The sequence below is a fragment of the Pseudoalteromonas sp. S2755 genome (assembly GCF_005886535.1).
GTDB lineage: Bacteria > Pseudomonadota > Gammaproteobacteria > Enterobacterales > Alteromonadaceae > Pseudoalteromonas.
Genome location: NZ_PNDS01000163.1, coordinates 12,625 through 38,582, shown reverse-complemented (window position 1 = coordinate 38,582; position 25,958 = coordinate 12,625). Strand labels below are relative to the sequence as shown.

21 protein-coding genes are annotated in these 25,958 nt (G+C 42.6%); 12 read left to right on the top strand and 9 right to left on the bottom strand.

The window, feature by feature from the left end:
* Positions 1-380 precede the first annotated feature (380 nt).
* Complete coding sequence (locus tag CWC03_RS21655) at positions 381-3,332, top strand: TonB-dependent receptor domain-containing protein (RefSeq protein ID WP_138583620.1); 2,952 nt, start codon at positions 381-383, stop codon at positions 3,330-3,332.
* A 437-nt stretch (positions 3,333-3,769) separates the two neighbouring features.
* Here CWC03_RS21655 and CWC03_RS21650 read toward each other — a convergent pair whose 3' ends face one another.
* From CWC03_RS21650 to CWC03_RS21620, 7 genes are all read right to left on the bottom strand, one after another.
* Positions 3,770-4,018 (bottom strand): outer membrane protein assembly factor BamE, encoded by a 249-nt coding sequence (locus CWC03_RS21650; protein ID WP_138583619.1) that lies wholly within the window; start codon positions 4,016-4,018, stop codon positions 3,770-3,772.
* Between the two features lie 12 nt (positions 4,019-4,030).
* Positions 4,031-4,855: a CsiV family protein gene (locus CWC03_RS21645; RefSeq protein WP_138583618.1), complete on the bottom strand. Its 825-nt coding sequence runs from the start codon at positions 4,853-4,855 to the stop codon at positions 4,031-4,033.
* Positions 4,852-8,325, bottom strand: coding sequence for a transcription-repair coupling factor (gene mfd, locus CWC03_RS21640; protein WP_138583617.1), 3,474 nt, complete (start codon positions 8,323-8,325; stop codon positions 4,852-4,854). The genes CWC03_RS21645 and mfd overlap by 4 nt, the downstream gene beginning before the upstream one ends.
* Before the next feature lie 16 nt (positions 8,326-8,341).
* Positions 8,342-9,232, bottom strand: coding sequence for a carbon-nitrogen hydrolase (locus tag CWC03_RS21635; RefSeq protein ID WP_138583616.1), 891 nt, complete (start codon positions 9,230-9,232; stop codon positions 8,342-8,344).
* Between the two features lie 5 nt (positions 9,233-9,237).
* Entirely contained in the window at positions 9,238-10,275 is a 1,038-nt protein-coding gene (locus CWC03_RS21630) for an agmatine deiminase family protein (protein ID WP_138583615.1), read from the bottom strand.
* A 114-nt stretch (positions 10,276-10,389) separates the two neighbouring features.
* Positions 10,390-10,956 (bottom strand): PilZ domain-containing protein, encoded by a 567-nt coding sequence (locus tag CWC03_RS21625; protein ID WP_138583614.1) that lies wholly within the window; start codon positions 10,954-10,956, stop codon positions 10,390-10,392.
* A gap of 66 nt (positions 10,957-11,022) precedes the next feature.
* Positions 11,023-12,891 (bottom strand): methyl-accepting chemotaxis protein, encoded by a 1,869-nt coding sequence (locus CWC03_RS21620; RefSeq protein ID WP_171040299.1) that lies wholly within the window; start codon positions 12,889-12,891, stop codon positions 11,023-11,025.
* A 165-nt stretch (positions 12,892-13,056) separates the two neighbouring features.
* Between CWC03_RS21620 and CWC03_RS21615 the strand changes: the two genes are divergently transcribed.
* Positions 13,057-14,016, top strand: a complete 960-nt coding sequence (locus CWC03_RS21615) for a DUF4382 domain-containing protein (protein WP_138583612.1) — start codon at positions 13,057-13,059, stop codon at positions 14,014-14,016.
* Between the two features lie 86 nt (positions 14,017-14,102).
* On the opposite strand, the gene ald is transcribed toward CWC03_RS21615, so the two are convergent.
* Entirely contained in the window at positions 14,103-15,224 is a 1,122-nt protein-coding gene (gene ald / locus CWC03_RS21610) for an alanine dehydrogenase (RefSeq protein WP_138583611.1), read from the bottom strand.
* A 139-nt stretch (positions 15,225-15,363) separates the two neighbouring features.
* Here ald and lrp point away from each other — a divergent pair, with 139 nt between their 5' ends.
* From lrp to rmf, 7 genes are all read left to right on the top strand, one after another.
* Positions 15,364-15,843: a leucine-responsive transcriptional regulator Lrp gene (gene lrp / locus CWC03_RS21605; protein ID WP_010372754.1), complete on the top strand. Its 480-nt coding sequence runs from the start codon at positions 15,364-15,366 to the stop codon at positions 15,841-15,843.
* Between the two features lie 114 nt (positions 15,844-15,957).
* A complete protein-coding gene (locus CWC03_RS21600; RefSeq protein WP_138583610.1) occupies positions 15,958-18,567 on the top strand; it encodes a DNA translocase FtsK in 2,610 nt (869 codons plus the stop codon).
* Positions 18,567-19,205 (top strand): outer membrane lipoprotein periplasmic chaperone LolA, encoded by a 639-nt coding sequence (gene lolA, locus CWC03_RS21595; RefSeq protein ID WP_039495907.1) that lies wholly within the window; start codon positions 18,567-18,569, stop codon positions 19,203-19,205. The genes CWC03_RS21600 and lolA overlap by 1 nt, the downstream gene beginning before the upstream one ends.
* Entirely contained in the window at positions 19,198-20,538 is a 1,341-nt protein-coding gene (locus tag CWC03_RS21590) for a replication-associated recombination protein A (protein ID WP_010604732.1), read from the top strand. The genes lolA and CWC03_RS21590 overlap by 8 nt, the downstream gene beginning before the upstream one ends.
* Positions 20,539-20,540: 2 nt before the next feature.
* Positions 20,541-20,921 carry a fluoride efflux transporter CrcB gene (gene crcB, locus CWC03_RS21585; protein ID WP_128728105.1) on the top strand — a complete coding sequence of 127 codons (381 nt, stop codon included), beginning with the start codon at positions 20,541-20,543 and terminating at the stop codon, positions 20,919-20,921.
* Positions 20,922-20,928: 7 nt separating this feature from the next.
* Positions 20,929-22,224, top strand: coding sequence for a serine--tRNA ligase (serS, locus tag CWC03_RS21580; protein ID WP_138583609.1), 1,296 nt, complete (start codon positions 20,929-20,931; stop codon positions 22,222-22,224).
* 488 nt (positions 22,225-22,712) lie between these two features.
* Positions 22,713-22,883: a ribosome modulation factor gene (gene rmf / locus CWC03_RS21575; protein ID WP_010372771.1), complete on the top strand. Its 171-nt coding sequence runs from the start codon at positions 22,713-22,715 to the stop codon at positions 22,881-22,883.
* A gap of 78 nt (positions 22,884-22,961) precedes the next feature.
* Here the strand turns inward: rmf and fabA are convergent, their stop codons facing one another.
* A complete protein-coding gene (fabA, locus tag CWC03_RS21570; RefSeq protein ID WP_010372774.1) occupies positions 22,962-23,477 on the bottom strand; it encodes a 3-hydroxyacyl-[acyl-carrier-protein] dehydratase FabA in 516 nt (171 codons plus the stop codon).
* Between the two features lie 241 nt (positions 23,478-23,718).
* Here fabA and CWC03_RS21565 point away from each other — a divergent pair, with 241 nt between their 5' ends.
* From CWC03_RS21565 to CWC03_RS21555, 3 genes are read left to right on the top strand one after another with little or no spacing between them, the layout of a single operon-like run.
* Positions 23,719-24,573: a 6-carboxytetrahydropterin synthase gene (locus tag CWC03_RS21565; RefSeq protein ID WP_138583608.1), complete on the top strand. Its 855-nt coding sequence runs from the start codon at positions 23,719-23,721 to the stop codon at positions 24,571-24,573.
* Positions 24,566-25,390, top strand: a complete 825-nt coding sequence (locus CWC03_RS21560; RefSeq protein ID WP_128728108.1) for a M23 family metallopeptidase — start codon at positions 24,566-24,568, stop codon at positions 25,388-25,390. Before CWC03_RS21565 ends, CWC03_RS21560 begins: the two co-directional genes overlap by 8 nt.
* A complete protein-coding gene (locus CWC03_RS21555) occupies positions 25,387-25,821 on the top strand; it encodes an acyl-CoA thioesterase (RefSeq protein ID WP_010372783.1) in 435 nt (144 codons plus the stop codon). Before CWC03_RS21560 ends, CWC03_RS21555 begins: the two co-directional genes overlap by 4 nt.
* Positions 25,822-25,958 lie beyond the last annotated feature (137 nt).

The window sequence follows — 25,958 nt, the reverse complement described above, 5'->3', positions numbered from 1 at the left end:
TTAAAGCCTTTTTACAAAGTGCGATCCCGCCGCGATCACCATACCCTAGTTTTATTAAGGTAAAGTGACATGAAATATAATATTGTAATCATTAAGGTGGTCGTTATTTTGTTTTTTATTTGTTAATTTTTGATTGGTTTATTATTCATTTTTTTGGAATTATAATGGTGTTTTCTTTAATGCTTACTATTTGTTTTTTTGTGATTTGTTTTGATATGTTTACATTGTGTTGTTTTGTTGGCTCATGAGTTTAGAAAGAAGCTTTTATTTTTTTGTTAAACAAGGTAGAAATGAGTTGTTAGTTTGGTTTGCTATCAAACCTTAACTTAATATGAAGTGTTAGCTAAAAATAAAAACGAATATCAACTAGGGAAATTTCAATGTTTGCTAAAAATAAAATACTTAGCTCCATTCAAATGTCTTTTCTAGCAGCTGCAACTATATCTGGTTCAGCTCTAGCAGAAGAACAGCAAGACGGCTCTGTAAAAGAAATTGAAAAAATTCAAGTGACGGGTTCACGTATTGCGCGATATGAACTTAGTCAACCGTCTCCAACTATCACGTTAACGGGTGAACAAATAGAGCAAGCAGGCATCCCTGACCTTGCGCAGGTACTTTCAGAGTTACCTGCGATTGGTGCAACAGGCACGTTAAGAGCGAATACAGGGAGCAATGAAAATGCAGGTTCAAGTACGATAGATTTACGTCGTTTAGGAACAGACAGAACACTAGTATTGGTAAACGGTAAACGACACGTAGCTGGTCAGCAAGGCTCAGCGGTTGTTGATCTATCGACGATTCCAACTTCAATGATTAAGCGTGTTGAGGTGATTACTGGTGGTGCATCAGCGATTTACGGTTCTGACGCGGTATCTGGTGTAGTCAACATTATTACCAGAGATGACTTTGAAGGTCTTGAATTGAAAGTAGGTTATAGTGACTCACTTCATGGCATTGGTAACAAAAATAAAACTTTCAGCTTAGTCGGTGGCGCATCAACTGCTGATGGGAAAGGCAACGCGACGGTTTATATCACCAAAGACTCTGTTGCTGAAGTAATGGAACGCGATATGCGTCATTACAGTGAAAGCGGTACTGTTAATAATCCAGCAGATACAGGTGAAGATGATGGTATCCCAGATAGGCTGTGGGCGCCAAATATTTTATCTGAGTGGATCAGTCAAACTTCTGTTTTAGATTATAGTAGAACAAACTACACTTTTGATAATGCAGGTAATGGCCAATTAATGCCGACGCGAGATTTGTCCAACTCCTCAGCTTTCGGTAGCTTCCCTGATGGCTGTGAGCTATGCTTTTCTACATCAAGATACGAAAACTTTCTTCCTGAGCGTGACAAAGTTACGGTAGGATCATTCTTTAATTACGAAATCAATGATAATGTTAAATTTTACTCAGACGTAAAATACGTACGCTCGGATATTATTCAACAGGCTCAGCCTGCGTATCGTTTTGGCGATGGTGATACCGTTAACTTATTGGAAAACCCTTTCGTGTCGCAAGAGACGCTGGACTTCTTCACGGCTAAGGCTGCACAAGACGATAGTATTAATTTAGAAAGAATAGGTATACATAAGTTCTTTGATGAGATAGGTAACCGAGAGGCACGTAACAAGCGTGAGACATTTAGATTGGTTTCCGGGATCAAGGGTGATTTCACACTGAGTGAAACGCTATTCGATTATGATGTTTATTATTCATACGGACGTACCGAAAATGACCGTGTTCAGGCTAATGACCTTATTATTGGTAACTGGGTTGCTGCACTAGATGCTGTCATTAACCCTGAGACAGGCCAAGCTGATTGTCGTGCTAATGTTCCATCTATGCAAGGGGAGGGCTACTCGAACCCCGCTACAGTAGATGTAAATAGCTGTGTGGCTTACAATCCGTTTGGCTATGATCAAGCATCTGATGAGGCAAAAGCGTGGGTTAGTGCTAATGTCACTCGCCAAGATACTATTAAACAAAGATACTTTGGCGGCTCGGTGTCGTTTGATAGCGCAGAGTGGTTTGAACTTCCTGGCGGTGCTATGGGAATGGCACTCGGCTACGAAAAGCGCTGGGAATCGTCGGGCTCGATTACTGATGAGTTAACTAAGTCAGGGGCTCTAAACGAGGTAGCGACGCCAGATACATATGGCGAATATGATGTGTCAGAATGGTTCTTCGAAGTTAATTTACCTATTTTGTCTGACGTGTTCTTAGCGCATGAGTTAAGTATTGACGGTGCTTTCCGTAGAGCGGATTATTCACATGCCGGTGAAGTAGATGCTTGGAAAGCTGGTTTCATGTGGTCACCAGTGGAAGGTTATAGTCTTCGTGGTACTTATAGTGAAGCGGTACGAGCTCCTAACGTAACCGAAGCATTCTCTCCTCGTAGTCCTGACTTTGCTCGTGTCTGGGATCCATGCGATGTAACAAGATTGGCTAATAATCCTAATCGCGCTGCAAACTGTGCCGCATTGGGTATTCCAGCCGACCATGTTGGTCAAGATAATGCTAGTAAACGGGTAATCATTGGCGGAAATCCAAACTTGACGCCTGAAGAATCAACTTCTTTCACTCTTGGCTTCGTTACTACCGCATTTGAGGATTTCTCATTTAGTATCGATTACTATGATATTGAAATTGAAGATGCTATTCAGTCAATTACGCCACAGACAGTAGTGAATAACTGCGTAGATGGCCCAGAGCTCGATCCTATTTATTGCTCGCAAATTACACGCGACCCAAACAACAAATCAGTTACGTTTGTTGAGTCTGGCTACCAAAATACCGCTAAACGTGTGTTATCAGGTGTAGAAGCTGACTTTAACTATAACCTTGATTTAGGCGATTTCTCGCTACCTGGTAGTGCAAAGATCAACTTATTTGTTAACCATGTTATCGAGTACGATACTTATGAATTCCAGAACAATCCTGATAAGCCTGACCGTCAAGACGGCGAAATCGGTGATCCAACATGGCAAGCGACTTTCAGAGCAACGTATAACTTAGATGACTTATCTGTCACTTGGAGTAGCCGTTTTATAGACAGATCCGCTATTATCGATTTGAAAGAAACGTACAACGCAGATGGTGAGAAAGAAGGTGATACACCTGAAGATACCGCATATCCATATGCTCCGAGCATGGTGTATCATGACTTATCAGCTCGCTACTTAGCAACTGAAGACCTTTCGGTTGAATTGGGTGTTCGTAATATTTTCGATAAACTTATACCTGATTATGTTGGTGGCGCAGGTACGTCATCATCGATCTACGATCCGTGGGGCCGCAGAGCGTTTGTTAATCTAACCTATAATTTCTAACATTTGAAATTGAATTAGGGCCACCTTAGGGTGGCCTTTTATTTTCGGCCCTCAACCACCTACTTCAGCAGGTGGTTATCGTCATTTAGGCTTTGCCTGAAAAAATACTCATGTTAATTCCTTACTTGATTTTTAGCGAAGTCAAACAAATCTTTCAATCTTTGGCACTACTTTCAGTAAGAAAAAGCCATCAGCAAAGTAAAAAGAGTTGAAGTGCAAGATTTTAAGTGATTGTCACTTCTTTTTTGAGTGTCTTTTCAAAGTTCAATCTGGTCGCTTCATTTTTCAATGAGGTTATTAGATCATAAACTTAGTCAAAACGGTATTAGAAGTGAATATAGATTTTAGGGGGAACTAGTTTTTTTAGTATTTACATTATCGATAGGGGGAGTTAAAGAAATGCCTTCACCGATGATGGAAAAGGCATTGAGTAAAACTTACTCTAACCCTTTTTTAGAATACAGAGTTACTTTATCGGAAAGCAGGGTTACTTTTATATGCGTGTCTTCGCTTCCCCAAATGCAATTGGTATGTAGCGTCTTCTCTTCACATTTATCAGCAGAGCCAAGAATGTTCTCAACTTCAGCTTTGTCCATACCCACTTCTATTTTGTTGTAGTTTTCTAGACTTACTTTAGAACAGCCGGCTAGGGTGAGTAGCGCAGCAGCAGTTAGTAATTTTTTCATAGGGTTGCCCGTCTAATGTTTGTATTTTCTTATTTGAAAGATGACCCCGAGTTTAGGGTGATCTAAGTAATGTATGTCGCCGCTATACACGCGCGTATATTGTGACATACGAGCGGTACGAATGTCGTTGCCGTCTTCGTACTTTAAATCTAAATCTGTGGTCACGTAAAGGTAGTGTCTCACGTGAATTTTAATCAAGCCTTCAAGTTGCCAATGCACTTGCTCTTTTGATTCTTGAATATTAAAGCGCTTCGATAGTGACGAAAACTGATCGTCATTTTCAGTTACGCTATAACTTGATGGTGACGCAAACTGTTTGCCGCCAATAATTTCGATGTTGGGAGCACGCTTGTTACTTTGCTCTGGAAATCGCCAGCCAGTGTGTAAAAGAGGCTTGAGTCCTTTACGTTTTAACTCATTAATTTTATTAGAAAAATTAAACTGTGACTCATTCAACAAATAAATTGAGTCCATATGTTCTTGTGGTTCAACTTGCGGTGAAAGAGGTAAAGTGTCAAATTTTTCAACATAGTTTGCATCTGGGTTGCAAGAGCTAGAGTGCGCACCCGATGTTAATCCGCGAATAAAATCTTGCTCAGCAAACCGCTCACTGCCTTCCAAGCATAGTTTATAGCCGGTGGTATTAAAACCGTCAAATAAGAGTGACTTGATGTTTTTCCGATTGAGCGGTTCAGGTTCAATACTAAAGTCTTCTCGCAAAGAGAAACTAGGCTCTTGCTCAAATGCTATCATTTCTACTTCAAACCAACGGGTGGCATGTGCAGACGTGCTACTTATCAAAGCCGCTAGGATGGCCAGACTTTTTATTGTTTTCATGCTACAGCCTTTTTCTCAAAGTCATCAATCATCGCATTAACCAGTTTCAATCTCTCTTGGCCATTTTTTTCTTCGATCAGGAACTTAAGTTTATTCGCGCCTTCCATTCTATAGGTTGACGGGCTACTTTGTATCAATCCTATGATGAATGTTGGGTTAACTTTTGTATGACTACTGAACTCAAAGAAGCCACCCTTAGGGTTTGCCTCGACCTTGTTAATGCCCAATTGAGTTGCCTTTAGCTTAACAGACTGCACCGCAAAAAGGTTTTTCGCCGCATCTGGAAGCAGCCCAAAGCGGTCGATTAATTCGATTTGCAGCTCATCGAGTTCAGCCAGTGATTTAGTGCTTGCGATGCGTTTATACATGCTAAGACGAATATTTACATCATGAATGTAATCATCCGGTAGCAGTGCTGGGAATTTAAGGTCAACCTCGCTTTGCTGCTGAAGTAGGTTGTCGAGTGTTGGTTCTTTACCATTTTTCAAGGCTTCGACTGCTTGTTCCAGCATTTCCATATACAGCGTAAAGCCTACAGTTTGAATTTGACCGCTTTGATCATCTCCCAACAGTTCACCCGCACCTCTGATCTCTAAATCGTGGGTGGCGAGGGCAAAGCCTGCGCCTAAGTCTTCGAGTTGCTCAATGGCCTGTAAGCGCTTGACTGCGTCTTTAGTTAAGGCTTGGCTATTCTTCGTGAGAAGGTACGCGTATGCTTGGTGATGGCTTCGTCCTACACGGCCGCGAAGCTGATGTAACTGTGCCAATCCGAGTTTATCGGCTCTATCCATTATGATGGTATTAGCAGAGGGAATATCGATACCGGTTTCAATAATGGTTGTACACACAAGCACGTTATACTTTTGGTGATAAAATTCACCCATCAAGTGCTCAAGTTCTTTTTCACGCATTTGCCCGTGGGCAGTGGTGACGTTGGCTTCTGGCACGAGCGCTGAGATGTCAGCGGTGACCTTGTCTATTGTCTCGACGTTATTGTGGAGGAAGTAAACCTGTCCACCGCGTTTGATTTCACGCAAAATTGCTTCGCGGATAAGCTCGTCGTTACGCTCTCGTACAAAGGTCTTTACCGCTAATCGCTTGGCTGGAGGTGTCGCGATAATAGAAAGATCACGCATACCACTCATCGCCATATTCAGCGTACGCGGGATTGGGGTAGCGGTCAGGGTAAGAATGTCGACATCCGCTCTTAGTTGCTTAATCTTTTCTTTTTGTCTCACACCAAAACGGTGTTCTTCGTCAACAATCAACAGACCCAAATCGGCGAACTTGATGTTTTCTTGAATAAGCTTATGAGTGCCTATCACAATATCAATTTTGCCTTCTTCAAGTTTTTGTAACGTCTCTTTTTGTTCTTTCGCTGAGTTAAAGCGCGAAAGCACACCGACTTCAACAGGCAGATCGGCAAAACGGTCTTTAAAGTTCTCAAAGTGTTGTTGGGCAAGGAGCGTAGTTGGTACTAAGACAGCCACTTGTTTGCTATCGTTGACGGCAACAAATGCAGCACGCATGGCCACTTCGGTTTTACCAAAGCCAACATCACCACAAACGAGTCTGTCCATCGCTAGGCTTGATTGCATGTCTGCAAGTACGGCTGTGATTGCATTGCGTTGATCGTCTGTTTCTTCAAATGGAAAGCTATCAGAAAAGTTTCGATAGGCGCTCGCATCTAGCTTAAATGCATAACCTGGTTTACTTTGGCGCTTTGCGTATATGTCTAGGAGTTCAGCAGCGACATCTCTGACTTTTTCAGCCGCTTTACGTTTTGCTTTTTCCCACGCGTCATTGCCCAGTTTATGAAGAGGAGCAGAAGCTTCTTCACCTCCAGAGTAACGACTGAGCATATGGAGCGAAGAAACTGGTACATAAAGTTTAGCGTCATTGGCATAGATGATAGTCACAAACTCGGTAGCAATACCCGCTGCATCTATGGTTTCCAGCCCTAAATAGCGGCCTACACCATGATCTAAATGAACAATAGGTTGACCTTCTTTTAACTCAGCGAGGTTTCGGATCAGCGCATCTTGCCCTTGTTCGTATTTATGTTTTCGACGGCGCTTTTGGGAGATCTTAACACCTAATAGCTCTTGTTCGGTGATGATAGACAGCGATTGTTTATCCAGTAGTTTCACACTGGTAGCAAGTGGAGTGACGACCACACCAACATCTGAGTCGCTAGATACAAACTCTGCAATGCGCTTATAAGGCTTAAGCTTTAGACCTGTTGGTTTTAATAAGGTAAGCAGAGACTCTCGCCGGCCCTCTGATTCAACACTGAATAAAACGCGCGACTTTTGCTTTTTCTCAGCAGCGATGTAATCGAGGATTTTTTGATATGGATTAGCTTGTTTATGCTCAATGCGAACATCGTCGATTAATTCAGCTGCGACATTGTTATTGCCCGCTTTGGTTCCTAGCATCGCTTGACTAAGCTTTATTCGAGAGAAGCCATTAAGACCTTCAAATAAGGTCTCAATTGGCTGATATAGCTTGGCTGGTGAAAGTAGCGGGCGAAGAGGGTCAACCCGGCGACTTTCGTAGCGTTTAGATACGTCTTGCCAAAAGGTTTGCGCCGCAGATTCAATGTCGCCAAAAGGCATAAATACGGTATCTTCAGGCAAATAGTCAAACACTGTCGCCAATGAATCAAAAAAGAGCGGCAAATAGTACTCTATACCCGCAGGCCAGTTTCCTTTACTAACTTGCATATAGATGCTGTCTTTTTCACTACTTGCGCCGAACGCTTCGCGGTAATTAATTCTAAAGCGTTCAATGTCCTCTGCATTGGTTGGGAATTCGTGCGCCGGTAATAAATCGATAGCATCAATCTCATCATTTGAGCGTTGGCTTTCGATATCAAAATGACGAATTGAGTCTAACTCATCATCAAAGAAATCTAGTCTAAAGGGGAGTGGGCTACCCATGGGGTATAAATCGATAATGGAGCCTCGAACGGCAAACTCACCATGCTCCATTACCTGCTGAACATGACGATAACCCGCTTGAGTTAGGGTATCACGCAAGCTTTGTGCGTCTACAGTGTCACCTTTTTTTACCTGAAGACTCATGCCGTGGATAAAGCTAGGCGGTGCGGTGCGTAGCATCAGGGTTGAAACAGGAATGATGAGTACGGATTGCTTTTCCTGTTTGAGTGTATTTAGCGTCGCAAGACGCTGAGAAATAATGTCTTGATGTGGTGAAAAGTGATCATAGGGTAATGTCTCCCAGTCAGGAAACATCATGACTGGTGTATCTTTTAAAAGATACGCCAGTTCATGCTCAAGGCGAAGTGCAGAGGGCGTATCGGGGGTGACGAGTACAACTAAGTTGTCATGTTGTTGGATGTGTTCACTCAAACACAGTGATAAGCTGCTACCAACCAAATTACCCCACGAAATTTTATCCTTGTTTGATTTTACCCAAGGTAAATTGTTCCATTGCACATTCGCCATTGATTACTCCTATTTATTAATCGCGATAAATTTTGCAAAGATCCTGATAGTGATCGATTCGTCTGTCTCTTAAATACGGCCAGATGCGACGAACAGATTCACTGCGTGCAAGATCAACATCAACAACCGAGATTTCTTCAGCTTCTTCAGATGCATGCAATAACATTTCGCCTTGCGGACCGGTAACAAAAGAATTGCCCCAGAATTGAATACCTTCACTTTGACCTGAAGGGTCTGATTCATGGCCAACACGGTTAACGCTAATCACAGGTACTCCGTTAGAGACTGCATGTGCACGCTGTGCAATTATCCAAGCATCTCGTTGACGGATTTGCTCTGCTTTATCATCGCGAGGATCCCAGCCAATTGCCGTTGGGTAAATTAAAAACTCAGCGCCCGCCATTGCCATCAGACGCGCACCTTCTGGGAACCATTGATCCCAACACACTAATACGCCTAATTTGCCGACAGAAGTCTGAATTGGAGTAAAGCCCATGTCGCCGGGTGTGAAGTAAAACTTTTCATAAAAACCCGGGTCATCGGGAATGTGCATTTTACGGTATTTGCCGGCGATCGTACCATCAGACTCAAGTACAACAGCGGTGTTGTGATAAAGCCCTGTTGCACGCTTTTCAAATAGCGATGCAACGATGACTACATTAAGCTCTTTTGCAAGTGCGCTTAGTGAGTCTGTGCTTGGGCCTGGAATAGTTTCCGCTAAGTCGAAGAGCTCGGTGTCTTCTGTCTGGCAAAAATACAAGCTGCGGTGCAACTCTTGTAACACGATAAGCTTAGCCCCCTTGCTTGCTGCTTCTCGGATACCGTCACAGGTTTTCGCAAAGTTGTTTACGAGATCTCTAGAGTTGCTATGTTGAACAATACCAACTTTGATGTTTTTTTCAGTCATGGTACTTACCTTAAAAAACCTTTTGGTAACTGCATCGTAATACAGTGCAGGCTACCGAATTGATGGATGATTGGTAGGCAGTTTACGCCAATTACCGTTCTTTCTGGGTGAGCAAGAGAGACTTTGTCCAACGCCTCTTGATCTTTGTCGTCGCCATAGATAGGTACTAACACCGTTTTATTCAAGATCAGATAGTTTGCATAGGTGGCAGGTAATCTCTCACCCTCGTTATCAAACTTAGCACTAGGCCAAGGTAAACTAATCAAACGGTATGGATCGCCATTTGGGGTGCGAAATGTGCGTAGCTGCTGTTCCATTTTATTGAGGGCATCATAATGCTCGTCTGACTTGTCGTCGCACTTTACATATACCAAGGTGTTATCCGGTGCAAAACGCACTAAAGTGTCGATATGACTGTCAGTATCATCCCCGGCTAAGTATCCATGATCTACCCACAAGAATGACTCTGCACCTAACTCTTTTTGCAACAATAGTTCTAATTCGGTTTTACTTAGATGTGGATTGCGATTTGGGTTCAACAGACATTCTGAAGTGGTCAATAAGACATTGGACTCGTTGATCTCAATACCACCGCCTTCAAGTACCACGTCAACCTTTTCAAAGGTACAGTTTGGGTTGAGGACCTGTTTAGCAAGCTGCTGATTGATCTTATTGTCTAAATCCGCAGCAAACTTGTCACCCCAACCCGTAAAGGTGAAATCTTTGATACATAGATTTCCTGTACTTGTTTGCGTCGTAAGTGGTCCATGGTCACGGGCCCATGTGTCATTGCAAGGCGTAACAACAAAGTGACACTTGGTTAAGCTAATCTCAGCTGCGCTAAGTAAGTTTTCGATATGCTGTTTTAGCGCTTCATTATGCGCCACGATAACGACTTCTTGAACTTGGGTAATATGTTGGCAAAGTGCAACATACACAGGTTCAACGTCACTGAGAATGTCGCTCCAATCGGTATCAGAATGCGGCCAAGTAAGCATGATTGCGTCTTGTGGTGCCCATTCTGGGAGTAAAGTAAAACTCATTAAATCATCACCATATAATAATAAGCCTATAGTTTATCATTAACCTCAGGTGTGTCAGTAAGTTTTGTAAAGATAATTGAGCATTTAAAGAAGGCACCTAATGCGTTAAATACCTTATTGGTCTTTTTGCTGCTTTAGCTTAAGTTGTCTGGTCTGGGCGTGTAAGCTTGCCCGTACGAGCAACTCTTGATCCGCTTCTCTAATAGCGGTAAAAGCGAGGGTGAATTTACTATCTTGCTTGGCAATGACTTGTGAGTAACAAAAGATAGCACTGGCTTCATTGCGTAAAAATATTTTAGTTCGTAACGATTGTCCAACCTCATAATCTGCTTCTAACGTAGCGGTCAGGCCGCCGCCGCCGTAGCTGTCACAAAATAGATGACTGTCGTCAGGCTCTTCGGTTGCTAGAATATGGCTGATAATTAAATCAATCTTACGTGATTGCGCCTGCAAATAAGCTGCTAACTCATTAGCAATATCACCCAGATTACGAAGTGGTCGCAGGGCGTTAAGATCTAACTCATTAATTTCGTTTGCGAGCTTAAATAGCGGCGGAATTGCAGCTTCTAATTGATATTCGTTCTCTGGAACCATATTGTCATCAACCGGATAGAGGTTGATCTGAACCTGTTCAGCTATCTGAAAATACTGTTCAAATAATTCCTGCAAATTCGCTTTCATGTTTTATCTCTTGGCATCGCGCCGCTTTACAACTATCTCTATAGTAACGGTTTAGTTTACCGATAATCAAACTTTGAATTGCTCAAGTAGTTGTTCTTGGGTTGTTATCTTTTCTACTTGAGACTGCATGGTGGCATCTACGCTCTTAGCTTCGCTATACACCGACTCGGAAATACCACGAATTGATGAGCTACTGCTATTCACGTTATTTACAATATCATTTTGCTCATTCAGCATATCAGCAATACGTGAGTTCAAATCAACAATATGGCGAATGGCACTACGCATATCTTCAAGTGCCGCTCTAGTTTGCTCTGCCTTTTCAACCGTTTTATCGACATAATGTTGGCTTTGCTTCATTACAGTAACCGCGCTTTCTGAACCTGACTGTAGTTGACTTATCATTCCACGGATTTCAGTTGTGGCTTCTTGTGTTCTTTGTGCAAGCGATCTCACCTCGTCTGCAACGACGGCAAAGCCGCGGCCTGATTCACCAGCCCTTGCGGCTTCAATGGCTGCATTGAGCGCTAGGAGGTTTGTTTGCTCCGCGATGCTGTTGATAACCGATAATATTTGCTCAATAGCGGTAGACGAGCTTTCTAACTCCGTAACTACGGTCATTGCCGAACTGATTTGATTAGATAGCTCTTGAATCGTCTCTGTCGTTTCTGCAACGATTTTTTCTCCTTGGCGAGCAACTTGATCGGTGGTTTTAATTGCTTCAGCGGCTTCATGGGCAGATTGTGTTACTTGATGTTCAGTTGCAGACATGTGTGTTGTTGCTTCATCAAGGACTTTGATACTGGCTAATTGCTCTTGAATAGAAAGTTTGGCTTTATTTGCAACCTTAGATGTTTGTTGAGCATCGTTTAAAACTTCATGGCCTAAACCCTGAATATTCGCTATTAGAGACTGTAAGCTACTGGTAAAGGCGTTAAAATTTTGCGCCAGTGCTGCAAACTCGGGTTCATGTTCGGTATTTAGTCGTACGGTTAAGTCTGCATTACCGCGTGCAATAGCGGCCATGGCGGTGTTGATCTCATCAAGCGGTTTTAATAATAAGCTAATTACATAAGAAAGTAGCACAGTCGCGAGTGCCACAGAAATAAAGGCAAATATGGCTGCATCTCTTTGCAGTCGTGAAAGTGCAGCAAAAACGGTGTCTTCATCCAGCATCACCCCTAAATACCAATCTAAGCCTTCGACCTCTTTAAACTGTACTAATGTGTCTTCGCCGTTAACTTCAACGTATTGGATATTTTCTGAGATACTTATGTCACCGAGAAATGTACGAGAAGACTTACCATTTAGTTTTACATCTGGGTGAGAGATAGTCGACCCGTCTTTACTCACCATAAAGGCAAAACCTGCGTCGAGCAGGTTAAACGAGTTAATCATTTCTCCGAGTTTTGCCAAACTAACGTCGTAAAAAATCGCGCCGTTGAATTGGCCTTGTTTAAACACAGGTGCACCGATTGATACCACGATTTCGTTACTTACCGCATCAGCGTAAGGCGCTGTGATAATTAGCTTTCGTGCAGTTTTTGCGTCGGTATACCAAGGCCGTTTTCTCGGGTCCCAGTTTGCACCGGGGTTCCAATTTGGATCGCTTGCGACATATTTTCCGGTTTGCTCTTCACCATAACCTATCAGTAGGAAAGAGGTTGTGAGCTGTGGCTGCGAGAGAATAGGAAAGGCTGCGTCTAAGGTATCAGTGGAAGCAACGAGATTGGTAGCAAGCGCGGCGAGATCGGTTGCTCCTTTCATTTGCGCAGTGACAGTGTTACCAATCCCCTGAATTATTTCATCCACACTTTGTTCAGCTTGCGCTTTGATTGCTGATTGCACAGAAATATATTGAATAACAGATAAGATCAGTAATGCTATTAGCAGCACAAGCGCAGAGACGGATACGACTTTGTGTTTAAACTTCACGGCCACACTCCAATAAGTTTGATACATTAAACTTATGACATTTAATAAGAAAATGCCAAACCTTCTGCGCTGCATTTGAAGTTATTTCAAATTATTGCGTTTATATTAATTATTTATTCATGGCGCAATTCCTATTCTTTAATGCTTAGAAGAGGAGAAAACATCATGCACAAACCAGTTTTAACAGCAATTGCCTCGGCGATGATACTCACAGCATGCGGTGGCGGTTCAGGTTCTGACTCAAACGACAACAACACCTCACAACCAACTCAAAAAACCACTGTAAGTGTTGGTGTCTCAGATGCTGCTGTGAATAATCTTGCTGAGGTCAACCTTGTTATTCAACGGCTGACATTTAGAGCATCTGGAAAAGAAGATGTGACATTTGATACCTTGGATGCACAGGGTAATCCAATGAAGATCAATCTGCTTGAGTATACGGGTGATGATATCTATTTAGTTGTAAACGACCAAGAGATCGATGCTGGGGATTATGAGTGGATCAGAGCCGATGTTGTAAACGGCAGTGCTGGGTCGAATTTTGATTTCACTTCGAGCGTCCGTTTTTTAGATGGTAGTCAAGCACCATTAGCCGTAACCCGTAAAGGTAACGATGGTGTAGGTGAAATCCAACTCAATAATTTTTCGCTAAATGAAGGTGAGAACCAGATCGTATTGGAGTTTGACTTGAATAAGGCGCTGTTGAAGCGCACAAATGATGACACGGTTTATCTAAAACCAACAGCTGTCCGTTTGGAGAATCTATTAACCAGTTTCGAGATTGAGGGCATGGTTAGCGAGTCTGTAAAAAATGCATGTGTAGCAGATAATGCAGATCTAGCTCCTCTAGTCGGAGAGTACAAACATGTTGTGTATCTTTATAAAGCGGATGTTGCAGTGCCAGGCGACATCAGTGATGAAGATTCAGCGCCAGTAGCAACCGCAAACTTAGATGCCGAGAGTGAATATGAGATAGCATTTATTGGTTCGGGAGATTACAAAGTAGGGTATTCGTGCTTAGGCCATTTAGATGATGCCGAAACGATAGATGCAGATTTTGATTTGTATCAAACAAAAGACGTTACGTTGACGCAAGATACCGAAGTGAATTTCGAGACAAACTAATACCATTTAGTCTTTTAAATGAATTGGTATAACAGCAAACAAAAAGGGCTTCAAGTGAAGCCCTTTTTACTACTTAAAATTCAAAATTAAGCATTTTCTAGTGCAGCGCGTGGGTCAACATATTCCATGTTGAAGCCTTCTGCCACTTCTTTACACGTTACTTGACCTTTCAGAACGTTTAGGCCGTCCATAAAGTGTTTGTCATTTAATAGTGCTTGTTTGTAGCCTAGGTTTGCAAGCTTGATGATGTACGGAAGCGTTGCATTGTTAAGTGCAAACGTTGAAGTACGAGGTACAGCACCTGGCATGTTCGCTACACAGTAGTGAACTACGTCGTCAACAATGTATGTTGGATCTGCGTGTGTAGTCGCTTTAGAAGTAGCAATACAACCACCTTGGTCGATTGCAACGTCAACGATAGCAGCACCAGGCTTCATCGCTTTGATGTGTTCTGCAGTTACAAGCTTAGGAGCTGCTGCTCCAGGAATTAGTACGCCGCCGATCACAAGATCTGCTTCTAGTACGTGTTTTTCAAGTGCATCAGCCGTTGAGTAGATAACTTTAGCTTGGCTACCGAACTGTGCATTTAAAGAACGTAGCACATCAATGTTACGGTCAAGAATAGTAACGTCTGCGCCAAGACCTACAGCCATTTGCGCTGCGTTACGGCCAACCATACCACCGCCGATCACAACAACTTTAGCTGGTTCAACGCCCGGCACACCACCTAGCAGCATACCACGGCCTTCACGTGATTTTTCAAGTGCTTGAGCACCTGCTTGAATTGACATACGACCAGCAACTTCTGACATTGGCGCTAGCAGTGGAAGACCACCACGCGCATCAGTTACCGTTTCGTACGCGATACAGATAGCACCGCTCTTGATTAGATCTTCTGTTTGTGGAAGATCTGGTGCTAGGTGAAGGTAAGTAAATAGGATTTGATCTTCACGTAGCATTGCGCGCTCAACAGCTTGAGGCTCTTTTACTTTAACAATCATATCAGCAGTAGCAAAAACGTCTGCAGCTGTGTCTAAAACTTTAGCGCCAACTTGAACATAATCTTCGTCTGTAAAACCAATGCCAATACCTGCATTTGTCTCAACAACGACTTCGTGACCGTGATTAATTAGTTCACGAACGCTCGCAGGAACCATACCAACACGGTATTCGTGGTTTTTTATCTCTTTAGGTACACCAATAATCATAATATTCGCCTCAAAATAAGAACGGGGTAAAATTTTTGACTATTATATTTACCTATAGCCAGTGTGTCTCACTGTTTTAATATCTAAGTGTAGTGATATACTCTAAATTAACGAATCGTTCAGGATAAAAAACTACACTATGTATCAACAACTAGACAGGATCGACAGAAAGATTTTAGTAGAACTTCAGAAAGATGGCAGAATTTCTAATGTTGAATTAGCGAAACGCATCGGATTAAGCGCGACGCCTTGCTTAGAGCGCGTTAAAAAGCTGGAGCGAGAAGGATTTATTCGCGGTTATAAAGCCGTAGTCGATCCTGCTAAGCTTGGACAGGGGCTTTTGGTGTTTGTTGAAGTTACAGTGAATAAAAATTCGCCTGATGTATTCGATAGATTTAATCAAGCAGTAAAGCAGCATGACGAAATTATTGAATGTCATCTTGTGTCCGGTAGTTTCGACTATTTATTGAAAACACGAGTGACCGATATGTCCGAATATCGCGGCGTGTTAGGAGAAATTTTACTTAAACTGCCAAACATCAGTGAAAGTCGAACTTTTGTGGTCATGGAAGAAGTAAAAGGAGAAGAGGGAGAAGTAATAAAACCTTGTGCACCTTGAGGTATTTCTTGGTAAGGTGTAAGTATATACAGCAATACTAACGCAAATCACTAATTTGCTGACGTTTTGGGCTTTAATTGCCCGGAAAAGAAACAGAAAAAAGGTTTAATTACAATGCGCTTAAATGGTGTGCAACGCCTCTTAGAGACAGGTTTGATTGTAAGCACGGCTGCAGCAATATTTATGTTGTGTGCGTTGATAAGTTTCGACCCAGCCGATCCTGCTTGGACTCAATCCGGTGAGTACGTAAAAGTAAACAATATAACGGGTGCTGCCGGAGCTTGGCTGGCAGACATTATGCTACTAAGTTTCGGCTGGTTGGCATTTTTGATCCCAGCTGCGCTGCAGTTTCTTGGTTATCTACTATTTAAAAAGCCGCATAAGCTACTGCAACTCGATTACACCACGCTAGGTTTACGCCTAATTGGCGCGACACTGTTTATTACCTCTGCAAGTGCAATTAGCAGCATCAATTTCGATGATATCTATAATTTCTCATCTGGTGGGGTAGTAGGGGATGTGGTTGCTGGTGCAATGATGCCTGCCTTTAACTTTACCGGTACTTCTATACTATTACTGTGCTTTTTCTTTGCCGGAATGACATTACTTACCGGTGTGTCTTGGGTTGAATTCGTTGATTATTTAGGTGAAAAGGTACTCGCCGGTTTTAGATGGTTACGCGATAGGCTGACAGCAGAGCGCAATATAGAGCAAACGCAGTCAGTTTCACAGAAATCTGAGGCCGCTAGCACCAAAACGGATAGAGTAGAGAGTGAGACACCAATAATAGCTAGCGAGCGAAAAGATGATCTTGAGCAGACTCTCCAGCAACAAACCGATACGGAAATTAATATAGATTTCGATGCTGGAGAAGAACCCAGTGGACTTGGCAAATTAAAAGATAAATTGTTCCGCAAAACGAACACTGAACCTGCACCTCAATCCACGTCTGCACCGCACTCTGATCTACAAGAGAAGAAAGAGCCGTCGGTATTTGATGAGCTAGATGATATTCTAGAGCAAGAAATCAACTTTTCAGCGATAGAGGATGAGCCACTGGATACTGTCGCGGCATTAAATGCCTTGGATGAAGCACCAGTGCACGAAACCAAAGTGGTTTCTCCGGCAAGGCCTCTTAAGCCTAAAGTACCTGAAAAGGCGGCCAACGGTTATCAGCCTCCACCAAGCGCAAAAGAGCAATTTGAAGCGCTTCTAGAAGCTCAGCCACCTGCGGATCCATTGCCTTCATTAGATTTGTTGGATAGACCTGACAAGGCTAAAAACCCAATTTCGCAAGAAGAGTTAGATCAGGTTTCGCGGTTGGTTGAAACTAAACTATTAGACTTCAATGTCCAGGCGCAGGTAGTTGGTGTGTATCCAGGCCCTGTCGTTACGCGTTTTGAGTTAGATCTCGCGCCGGGCATTAAAGTTGCTAAGATCACCGGCCTAGCAAAAGACTTAGCGCGTTCATTATCTGCAGTCAGTGTGCGTGTAGTTGAGGTTATCCCAGGCAAGACGTATGTGGGTTTAGAGCTACCTAACAAACACCGTGAAATCGTGCGTTTGTCTGAAGTGATAGATGCTCCTAAGTTTGAACAAAATCCATCTCCTTTGACTATGGTGCTTGGTAAAGATATCGCAGGCCAACCGGTCGTTGCTGATTTAGGCAAAATGCCGCATCTGCTGGTGGCCGGTACCACTGGTTCTGGTAAGTCAGTGGGCGTTAATGTCATGATCTTAAGCTTGTTATATAAGTCGCCGCCAGAAGATGTGCGAATGATCATGATAGATCCGAAAATGCTTGAGCTTTCAGTTTACGAAGGTATCCCACATTTATTATGTGAAGTGGTAACCGATATGAAAGAGGCAGCAAACGCGCTACGCTGGTGTGTGGGGGAAATGGAACGCCGTTATAAGCTGATGTCGGCACTCGGTGTTCGTAACCTCAAAGGTTACAATCAAAAGATTAAAGACGCTAAAGAAGCGGGTCATCCAATTTTAGATCCACTCTTTAAAGATACAGACGGTATGGCCGATGAACCACAAGAGCTAGATAAATTACCGAGTATCGTGGTCGTTATAGACGAATTTGCCGACATGATGATGATTGTTGGTAAAAAAGTAGAAGAGTTAATTGCACGTATTGCACAAAAGGCGCGTGCGGCAGGCATACATTTAGTGCTGGCAACACAGCGTCCATCAGTAGATGTTATTACCGGTTTGATCAAAGCGAATATACCAACGCGAATGGCGTTCCAAGTATCAAGTAAGATTGATTCACGTACAATCTTAGACCAGCAAGGTGCAGAGAATCTATTGGGTATGGGGGACATGCTCTATTTGCCGCCAGGAACGAGTGTTCCGGTTCGTGTACATGGCGCATTTGTTGACGATCATGAAGTACATGCGGTAGTGAGTGACTGGAAAGCAAGAGGCAAACCAAACTACGTAGAAGAAATTCTATGCGGTGAAGCAACTGAAGATATTTTACTACCAGGCGAAGCACCGGAAGGTGGGGATGAAGAGTCTGATCCACTTTACGATGAAGCGGTTGGGTTTGTTATTGAAACAGGCAAAGTGTCTGTTTCGAGTGTACAACGTAAGTTAAGAGTTGGTTATAACCGTGCCGCTCGATTAGTTGAGCAAATGGAAATGTCGGGAGTGGTAAGTGCTCCTGGTCATAATGGTGCACGAGATGTATTGGTAAAAGGTGGAGCCAATTAATGAAAAAATTTAAGCAAATTGCGTTGCTAACGGTATTATCAAACCTCTTTATTCAGCCTGTGTGGGCTGATGAGGCAGCGATGCAAAGTCTAAAAGGAAGACTGGCTGAATTAACCAGTTTTCAAGGTAAGTTTGAGCAAATCGTTAAAGATCAAGAAGGTAATGAGTTGCAAACCGGCGAAGGGGCGATAACCTTAGCGCAGCCACTAAAAATCCGCTGGCAACAAGAGATGCCGGATGACACTCTATTTGTATCAAGCGGAGCAACAACCTATTACTACGATACGTTTGCCGAGCAAGTGACCATCTTAGATACGACTAAACTTATTGATACTACGCCATTTGTGCTACTTACGACGCAAGAGGACAGCCAATGGTTGAAGTACAATGTAGCACTTAATGGTCAAGAATATCTGATCACGCCAAAAAACAAAGTAGACTCGCAGGTAGAGCAATTAACACTGCGTTTTGATGATAAAAACGACGGCTTAGCATTATTGAAAGTGAACGATATTTCAGGTCAAGTATCTACTTTTAGCTTTAAGGAAAGCAAAGTCAATGCGCCAGTAAAAGAGAGTTTGTTTGAGTTTACAATTCCACAAGGAGTGGTCGTAGACGACCAAAGAGGCAGTGACTAGTTTAGGGTTTGATTTCACACCAGATGTACGACCGTTGGCCGCAAGAATGCGGCCAACCTCGTTAGAGCATTATGTTGGGCAGAGCCATATTTTGTCCAAGGGTTCTGTACTTTATCGTGCAATTGAATCTGGACGCTGTCATAGCCTAATCCTTTGGGGGCCACCCGGAGTGGGTAAAACCACCCTTGCTGAGATCATTGCCAACTATGCAGATGCAGAGCTTATCAAACTTTCCGCTGTTAGCGCGGGAATTAAAGAGGTTCGTGAAGCAGTCGTCGATGCTAAAAATCGATTAGCTCAGTTTGGCAGACGTACGCTGTTATTTGTTGATGAAGTACATCGCTTTAACAAATCCCAGCAAGACGGATTTTTACCTCACATTGAAGACGGCACCTTTATTTTTATTGGCGCGACCACTGAAAACCCTTCTTTTGCACTGAATAACGCGATCTTGTCTCGCGCGCGTGTCTATACTTTACAATCGCTTGTAGAGGATGAATTAGGTCAAGTACTCAAAGATGCGTTGTCACGCGATGAACAGCTGTCGAAATTAGCTATCACCATTGATGACAGCGCACTTGAACTCATCGCCAAAGCAGCTTCGGGAGATGCGAGAAAGGCGCTTAATCTACTGGAGCAGGCGGTTGACTTAAGTTTTGAGCCAAATTCAAACACTCATTTGGTGAATGAACTTGTACTAAAACAAGTGTTGCCCAGCCAATTATCAAGTTATGACAATAAGGGCGACTTATACTATGACCTAATCTCAGCGTTTCATAAGTCAGTTCGCGGCAGCGCACCAGATGCAGCGCTCTATTGGTATTGCAAGATATTAGCAGGTGGAGGCGATCCGCTCTATGTTGCAAGGCGATTGCTGGCTATCGCCACTGAAGATATCGGCAATGCAGATCCAAGAGCGATGCAAGTTGCTTTAAATGCTTGGGATATATTTCATCGTGTTGGGCCAAGTGAAGGAGAACGTGCGATAGCACAGGCAACGCTTTATCTTGCGAGTGCGCCAAAAAGTAATGCGGTCTACATGGCGTTCAATCAAGCTAAACGCGATGCTGCAAGTGATCCGAATTACCCCGTACCTGAACATCTCAGAAATGCACCGACAAAACTAATGAAAGAGCTGGGTTTCGGCGAAGAATACCGTTATGCACATAATGAACCCGGTGCTTTTGCTGCTGGAGAAAATTACTTCCCGGAAGCCATTCAAGAGCGACAATATTATCATCCGACAGATAGGGGACTTGAGAAACAAATAGCTGACAAGCTCAACTATCTACAGACACAAAATGCACAAAGTAGCACCAAGAGGTACAAGTAGCGATGCTGATAAATTATCTCACAATCGCGCTAGGTGGAGCGTTTGGTGCAATGTTACGCTTTTTTATCAGCGATATGTCGATAAAACTCTTAGGTAAGGGATTCCCTTTTGGGACGTTGATCGTTAATATTCTTGGTTCATTATTGATGGGTGTGCTTTACGGTTTAATTGAAAAAGAAGTTATTTCAGCTTCTCCATCTAAAACGTTGATAGGTATTGGCTTTTTAGGTGCGCTGACTACTTTTTCTACATTCTCAATGGATTCCTTGTTGTTACTTCAACAAGGGCAATATATGAAAATGGCGTTTAACGTCACATTAAACGTGGTGGCGTGTATCTTTATGGCCTGGGTTGGTCTCTGCCTCATCATGCAAAAAGGTTAAAAAAACAATGTTAGATTCTAAATACTTTCGTCAAGACATCGAGGAAGCCGCTGCGCGTTTGAAAAAGCGTGGTTTTGAACTCGATGTTGCTAAGATCACCGAATTAGAAGAAAAGCGCAAAGCGCTACAAACCAAAACTCAGGAATTACAGAGTGAGCGTAACAGTTCCTCCAAAGCGATTGGTCAAGCTAAAGCGAAAGGGGAAGACGTTCAACCTTTACTAGATGCTGTTGCAAACTTGGGCGACCAATTAAGTGAGGCAAAAGAAGAGCAGGATAAAATTCTTGCTGAACTTAATGACTACGCAATGTCGTTGCCAAACCTTCCTGCTGAAGAGGTACCAGCAGGTGCTGATGAATCCGAAAATGTTGAAATAAGCACTTGGGGTGAACCAAAGCAGTTTGATTTTGAAGTTAAAGATCATGTTGACCTTGGTGAAGCGCTTGATAAGGGCCTCGATTTCGAAGCTGGTGTTAAGCTAAGTGGTTCTCGCTTTACAGTGATGCGCGGTGGCGTAGCACGTATGCATAGAGCACTTGTCCAACTGATGCTGAATACCCACACTGAGCAAAATGGTTATACAGAAATGTATGTACCATATCTTGTAAATAAAGCGAGCTTGTTTGGCACGGGTCAACTTCCTAAGTTTGCAGAAGATTTATTCCATACAGAAGCATTATCTGAAGACCAAGATGGCTTTAGTCTAATTCCAACAGCAGAAGTACCGTTAACGAACTGCGCTCGTGACGTTATTTATGACGAAAAAGAGCTGCCGATTAAGATGACGGCGCACACGCCTTGTTTTAGAAGCGAAGCAGGTAGCTACGGTCGTGATACGCGCGGACTTATCCGTCAACACCAGTTTGATAAAGTTGAACTTGTCCAGCTTGTAAAACCTGAAGATTCTATGGCAGCGCTTGAAGAGTTAACAGGTCACGCTGAACAAATTTTACAAGCACTTGGCTTACCTTACAGAAAAGTGGTGCTTTGTACTGGAGACATGGGTTTCGGTGCGACGAAAACGTACGATTTGGAAGTTTGGTTACCAGCGCAAAATACCTACAGAGAAATTTCTTCTTGTTCAAACATGTGGGACTTCCAAGCGCGCCGTATGCAAGCGCGTTTCCGCCGTAGTGGTGAGAAGAAGCCAGAACTACTTCATACTCTTAATGGTTCTGGTTTAGCGGTAGGTCGTACTCTAGTTGCGATTTTAGAAAACTACCAGCAGGCAGATGGATCAATTATTGTGCCTGATGCACTAAAACCATATATGGGTGGTGTAGAGGTTATTAAAGCAAGCTAAGATAGTACTGCTTAATTGAGCTTTGCTCGATTTAAAAACTCAAGTTATTGAAAAGAGGTTGGATTCGTCCAGCCTCTTTTTATTACTATATTATGAATGTTTTTTTACAGAGGAATATAGAAAAACAAGATCATCAACCAATAATTTACGTCTTGAATATCTAGGTATCTATATAAAAGTAAAATAATTATGCTTTTTGTGCTCAGCTGTACAAGAATTACATTTCTGATCGTTGCATGACTCGCTGAGATGTGATTTATTGAAGGTATGGGTTTGGCCAAATCTTATCGGTAAGTAGCGCATCTGTATAATATACGATGTCGCTCGTGTTTAACTTTTCTCAATAAAATCTTTAATTTAAATTGTTAGTACGAATTGTCATTATATCGTAAGTCACTATCTTCGTTTTGAATGACGTTCGCTTAAGTTTGAACTACGCAGTATTAGAAACGCTAATGCTGAACGAGAAAAAGGTGAGGATATTACCTATGAAGAGACAGAAAAGAGACCGTTTAGAAAGAGCACATTCACAAGGATTTAAGGCAGGATTAGCCGGTCGGTCGAAAGAAAATTGTCCCTATCAACAAGTAGAACACAGATCAGAATGGTTAGGCGGATGGCGAGAAGCGATGGATAATCGCAACATCTTTAAAACCTGATACCGAATTTTAGGAGAGCAAAGCCCCAAATGGGGCTTTGTGTGTTTTTAAAGCTATTAAACGATAATAACGAAAAAGTTAAAATGCGCTGGTATCTTGGAAAAGACCTACTTTCAAATCTTTTGCTTCATAGATCACACGACCATCAACTTCGACGATACCATCTGCTAGACCCATAAATAGCTTACGTTTGATAACGCGCTTCATTTCAATGCGATAAGTCACTTTTTTAGCAGTTGGTAAGATTTGACCCGTAAACTTCACTTCGCCCACACCGAGTGCACGACCAAGACCAGGACCACCAGACCAACCAAGGAAGAAGCCAACTAATTGCCACATCGCATCCAGACCTAAACAACCAGGCATTACTGGATCGCCTTTAAAGTGGCAATCGAAGAACCACAGATCAGGGTTGATGTCGAGTTCAGCAATAATCTGACCTTTACCATGCTCACCACCGTCATCATTAATTTGAACGATACGGTCCATCATTAGCATGTTATCGCTAGGTAGGCGGCAGTTGCCTTCACCAAACATTTCTCCACGACCACATAAAATAAGTTCTTCTTTTGTATAGCTGTTCTTCGGTTCCATAAATCTTCTTCTTAAACTTGCAAATTGACGCTACTTTAGCGTACAGATGTACGCTAAACAACTCCGAACAGTTAAAAAGCGTACGGAGACTTGTAAATTTTGCGCTAAAGATATGTCTATTTGATTAAATTTCAAAAAATTGAAGAGATTAAATGCAAATCAGTTCCAATTAGGGGCGATTTATAACGTGAAAATCATTATAATCGGGGATGATTTTTTAGCAGGCTATTTTGGGTGATCTATGCTCCTTTTTGTTGACTCTTTGACCGTAATTGATTTTTCGTACCTTTGCCCACGTCGTGGTGCGGTAGGTGAAAGTTGGATCACCGATATTGTATTGCATGGTGAGCTAAACGAAGAGTCTATGGTGTTAGACTTTGCAAAAGTTAAAAAGCAAATCAAACGTATCATCGACGAAAAGTTGGACCATAAATTAGCGGTACCTAGCGCGCTTGCGTGCAATGCAAAACAAAGTGAAGGTCGATTTGAATTTGATATGCAATTTGATGGAAATCACTTAGCCATGAACGCGCCTGATGAAGCGGTGTGTGTAGTGGAAGGGGATGAAATCAATGAAGCCAATGCAGTCGCTTACCTTAAGTCTGTTATTATGCCGCATATGCCTGAGAACGTGAAAGATTTAGGTATAACACTGCGTCCAGAGGCCGCAACTGGCTTCTATTATCACTATAGCCATGGCTTAAAGAAACACGATGGTAACTGTCAGCGTATTATTCATGGTCACCGTTCATTAATTGGTGTAAAGCTAAACGATATCAGCATGCCTAGATTACAAAAACAATGGGCGGATAAATGGCAAGATATTTATCTTGGCAGTGAAGAAGACTTGATTGACCCTAGTTTACTTCAGTATGTCACTGCACATGATAAAGATTATGCGTTCGCGTATACCTCGTCGCAGGGGTATTTTGAGTTGGTGATCAGCAAGTCACGCTGCGATATATTACCTTGTGATACAACAGTTGAATGTATTGCGGAGTATCTAGCTGGCCAAATAAAGCTGCAAAACCCACATGATAAGGTTGAAGTAAGGGCGTACGAAGGGGTTGGAAAAGGAGCGATTGCGTATGCTTAAACGTGCAATTGTCATATTGCTTGCGAGCACTACATTATTTGCTGAGGCGCTTGAATTAAAAGGTAACCTGACACAAGGTGGCTTAGTCGTCGGCAAGCTTGAAAATGCAACTGAGATAAAACTAAATGAGACCAAATTAAAGCGCTCTAAAGATGGCTATTTTGTGTTTGGTTTTGGCCGTGACGCAGAACTTAACCATACTTTGAGTTGGCAATCTGATGATGGCCAAAAGCATCGCCAAGCGATAGTGATCACGAAACGAGATTACGATATAGACAAGATCACAGGTGTTGCTAAGAAGTATGTTTCGCCACCAGAATCGGTGCTAAAGCGCATACGTGAAGAAGCACAAGCCGTATCAAAAGCAAGGCAAGGTAATTCGGATTTATTATTCTTTAAAGACCCTGTTTTTAGACCTGCGAAGGGCCGTATTTCAGGCGTTTATGGTAGTCAAAGATATTTTAATGGTGAGCCAAGACGCCCACACTTTGGTTTGGATATCGCAAATAAAACCGGTGAACCAGTCTTAGCGCCGGTATCTGGAAAAGTGGTGTTTGCAAATCCAGATCTTTACTACAGTGGCGGCACTTTGATTATTGACCACGGTCATGGAATTACTTCTACGTATATCCACCTGAGTAAACTGGACGTTGAAGTTGGTGATACAGTAAAAACAGGCGATAAAATCGCAGAAATTGGCGCAACGGGTAGGGTAACAGGCCCGCATTTGGATTGGCGTTTTAATTGGTTCGGGGAACGACTCGATCCAGCTCTACTTATGAATGATACACTAGCGGATAAAGCAGTACAAAAATGACAGACGAACAAAGACAAGCCATTGTTGAGCAACGTATTAAAAGCTCAATCACACACGTAACAAAGACTGTATTCCCGGGCCGTACTAACCATCACAACACCTTATTTGGTGGTGACGCTCTGGCTTGGATGGACGAAGTTGCCTTTATTGCTGCAACGCGTTTTTGTCGCAAACCCTTGGTAACGATCTCTTCAGACCGAGTTGATTTCAAAGAGGCAATTCCTGCAGGTACTTTCGCAGAATTAGTATCGAAAGTAGTGCATGTTGGTAATACTAGCTTAAAGGTTGATGTTGAAATTTACCTTGAAAGAATGCACAAAGATGATAAACACTTAGCAATTACAGGCAGTTTTACCTTTGTTGCCGTGGACGACAATCATAGGCCGACCCCAGTGGTTTGTGACAAAATGCTAAACGGCTTTGATAGCTAGTTTTATTTTTAATAATCTATCTGTAAAGCAAATATAGGGCTTAGCCCTATATTTGATACAGCAAAAAGAACACATCATACAGATAGGTTGAAAATTTATACTGTCAACAGCAGTTAAAGGTTGTGGAAAAATATAAT

Excerpts from the sequence above, each read along its gene's own strand:
- CWC03_RS21655 (WP_138583620.1), top strand. The coding sequence starts at position 381 with ATGTTTGCTAAAAATAAAATACTTAGCTCCATTCAAATGTCTTTTCTA.
- CWC03_RS21650 (WP_138583619.1), bottom strand. The coding sequence starts at position 4,018 with ATGAAAAAATTACTAACTGCTGCTGCGCTACTCACCCTAGCCGGCTGT.
- CWC03_RS21645 (WP_138583618.1), bottom strand. The coding sequence starts at position 4,855 with ATGAAAACAATAAAAAGTCTGGCCATCCTAGCGGCTTTGATAAGTAGC.
- mfd (WP_138583617.1), bottom strand. The coding sequence starts at position 8,325 with ATGGCGAATGTGCAATGGAACAATTTACCTTGGGTAAAATCAAACAAG.
- CWC03_RS21635 (WP_138583616.1), bottom strand. The coding sequence starts at position 9,232 with ATGACTGAAAAAAACATCAAAGTTGGTATTGTTCAACATAGCAACTCT.
- CWC03_RS21630 (WP_138583615.1), bottom strand. The coding sequence starts at position 10,275 with ATGAGTTTTACTTTACTCCCAGAATGGGCACCACAAGACGCAATCATG.
- CWC03_RS21625 (WP_138583614.1), bottom strand. The coding sequence starts at position 10,956 with ATGAAAGCGAATTTGCAGGAATTATTTGAACAGTATTTTCAGATAGCT.
- CWC03_RS21615 (WP_138583612.1), top strand. The coding sequence starts at position 13,057 with ATGCACAAACCAGTTTTAACAGCAATTGCCTCGGCGATGATACTCACA.
- ald (WP_138583611.1), bottom strand. The coding sequence starts at position 15,224 with ATGATTATTGGTGTACCTAAAGAGATAAAAAACCACGAATACCGTGTT.
- lrp (WP_010372754.1), top strand. The coding sequence starts at position 15,364 with ATGTATCAACAACTAGACAGGATCGACAGAAAGATTTTAGTAGAACTT.
- CWC03_RS21600 (WP_138583610.1), top strand. The coding sequence starts at position 15,958 with ATGCGCTTAAATGGTGTGCAACGCCTCTTAGAGACAGGTTTGATTGTA.
- lolA (WP_039495907.1), top strand. The coding sequence starts at position 18,567 with ATGAAAAAATTTAAGCAAATTGCGTTGCTAACGGTATTATCAAACCTC.
- crcB (WP_128728105.1), top strand. The coding sequence starts at position 20,541 with ATGCTGATAAATTATCTCACAATCGCGCTAGGTGGAGCGTTTGGTGCA.
- serS (WP_138583609.1), top strand. The coding sequence starts at position 20,929 with ATGTTAGATTCTAAATACTTTCGTCAAGACATCGAGGAAGCCGCTGCG.
- rmf (WP_010372771.1), top strand. The coding sequence starts at position 22,713 with ATGAAGAGACAGAAAAGAGACCGTTTAGAAAGAGCACATTCACAAGGA.
- fabA (WP_010372774.1), bottom strand. The coding sequence starts at position 23,477 with ATGGAACCGAAGAACAGCTATACAAAAGAAGAACTTATTTTATGTGGT.
- CWC03_RS21565 (WP_138583608.1), top strand. The coding sequence starts at position 23,719 with ATGCTCCTTTTTGTTGACTCTTTGACCGTAATTGATTTTTCGTACCTT.
- CWC03_RS21560 (WP_128728108.1), top strand. The coding sequence starts at position 24,566 with ATGCTTAAACGTGCAATTGTCATATTGCTTGCGAGCACTACATTATTT.
- CWC03_RS21555 (WP_010372783.1), top strand. The coding sequence starts at position 25,387 with ATGACAGACGAACAAAGACAAGCCATTGTTGAGCAACGTATTAAAAGC.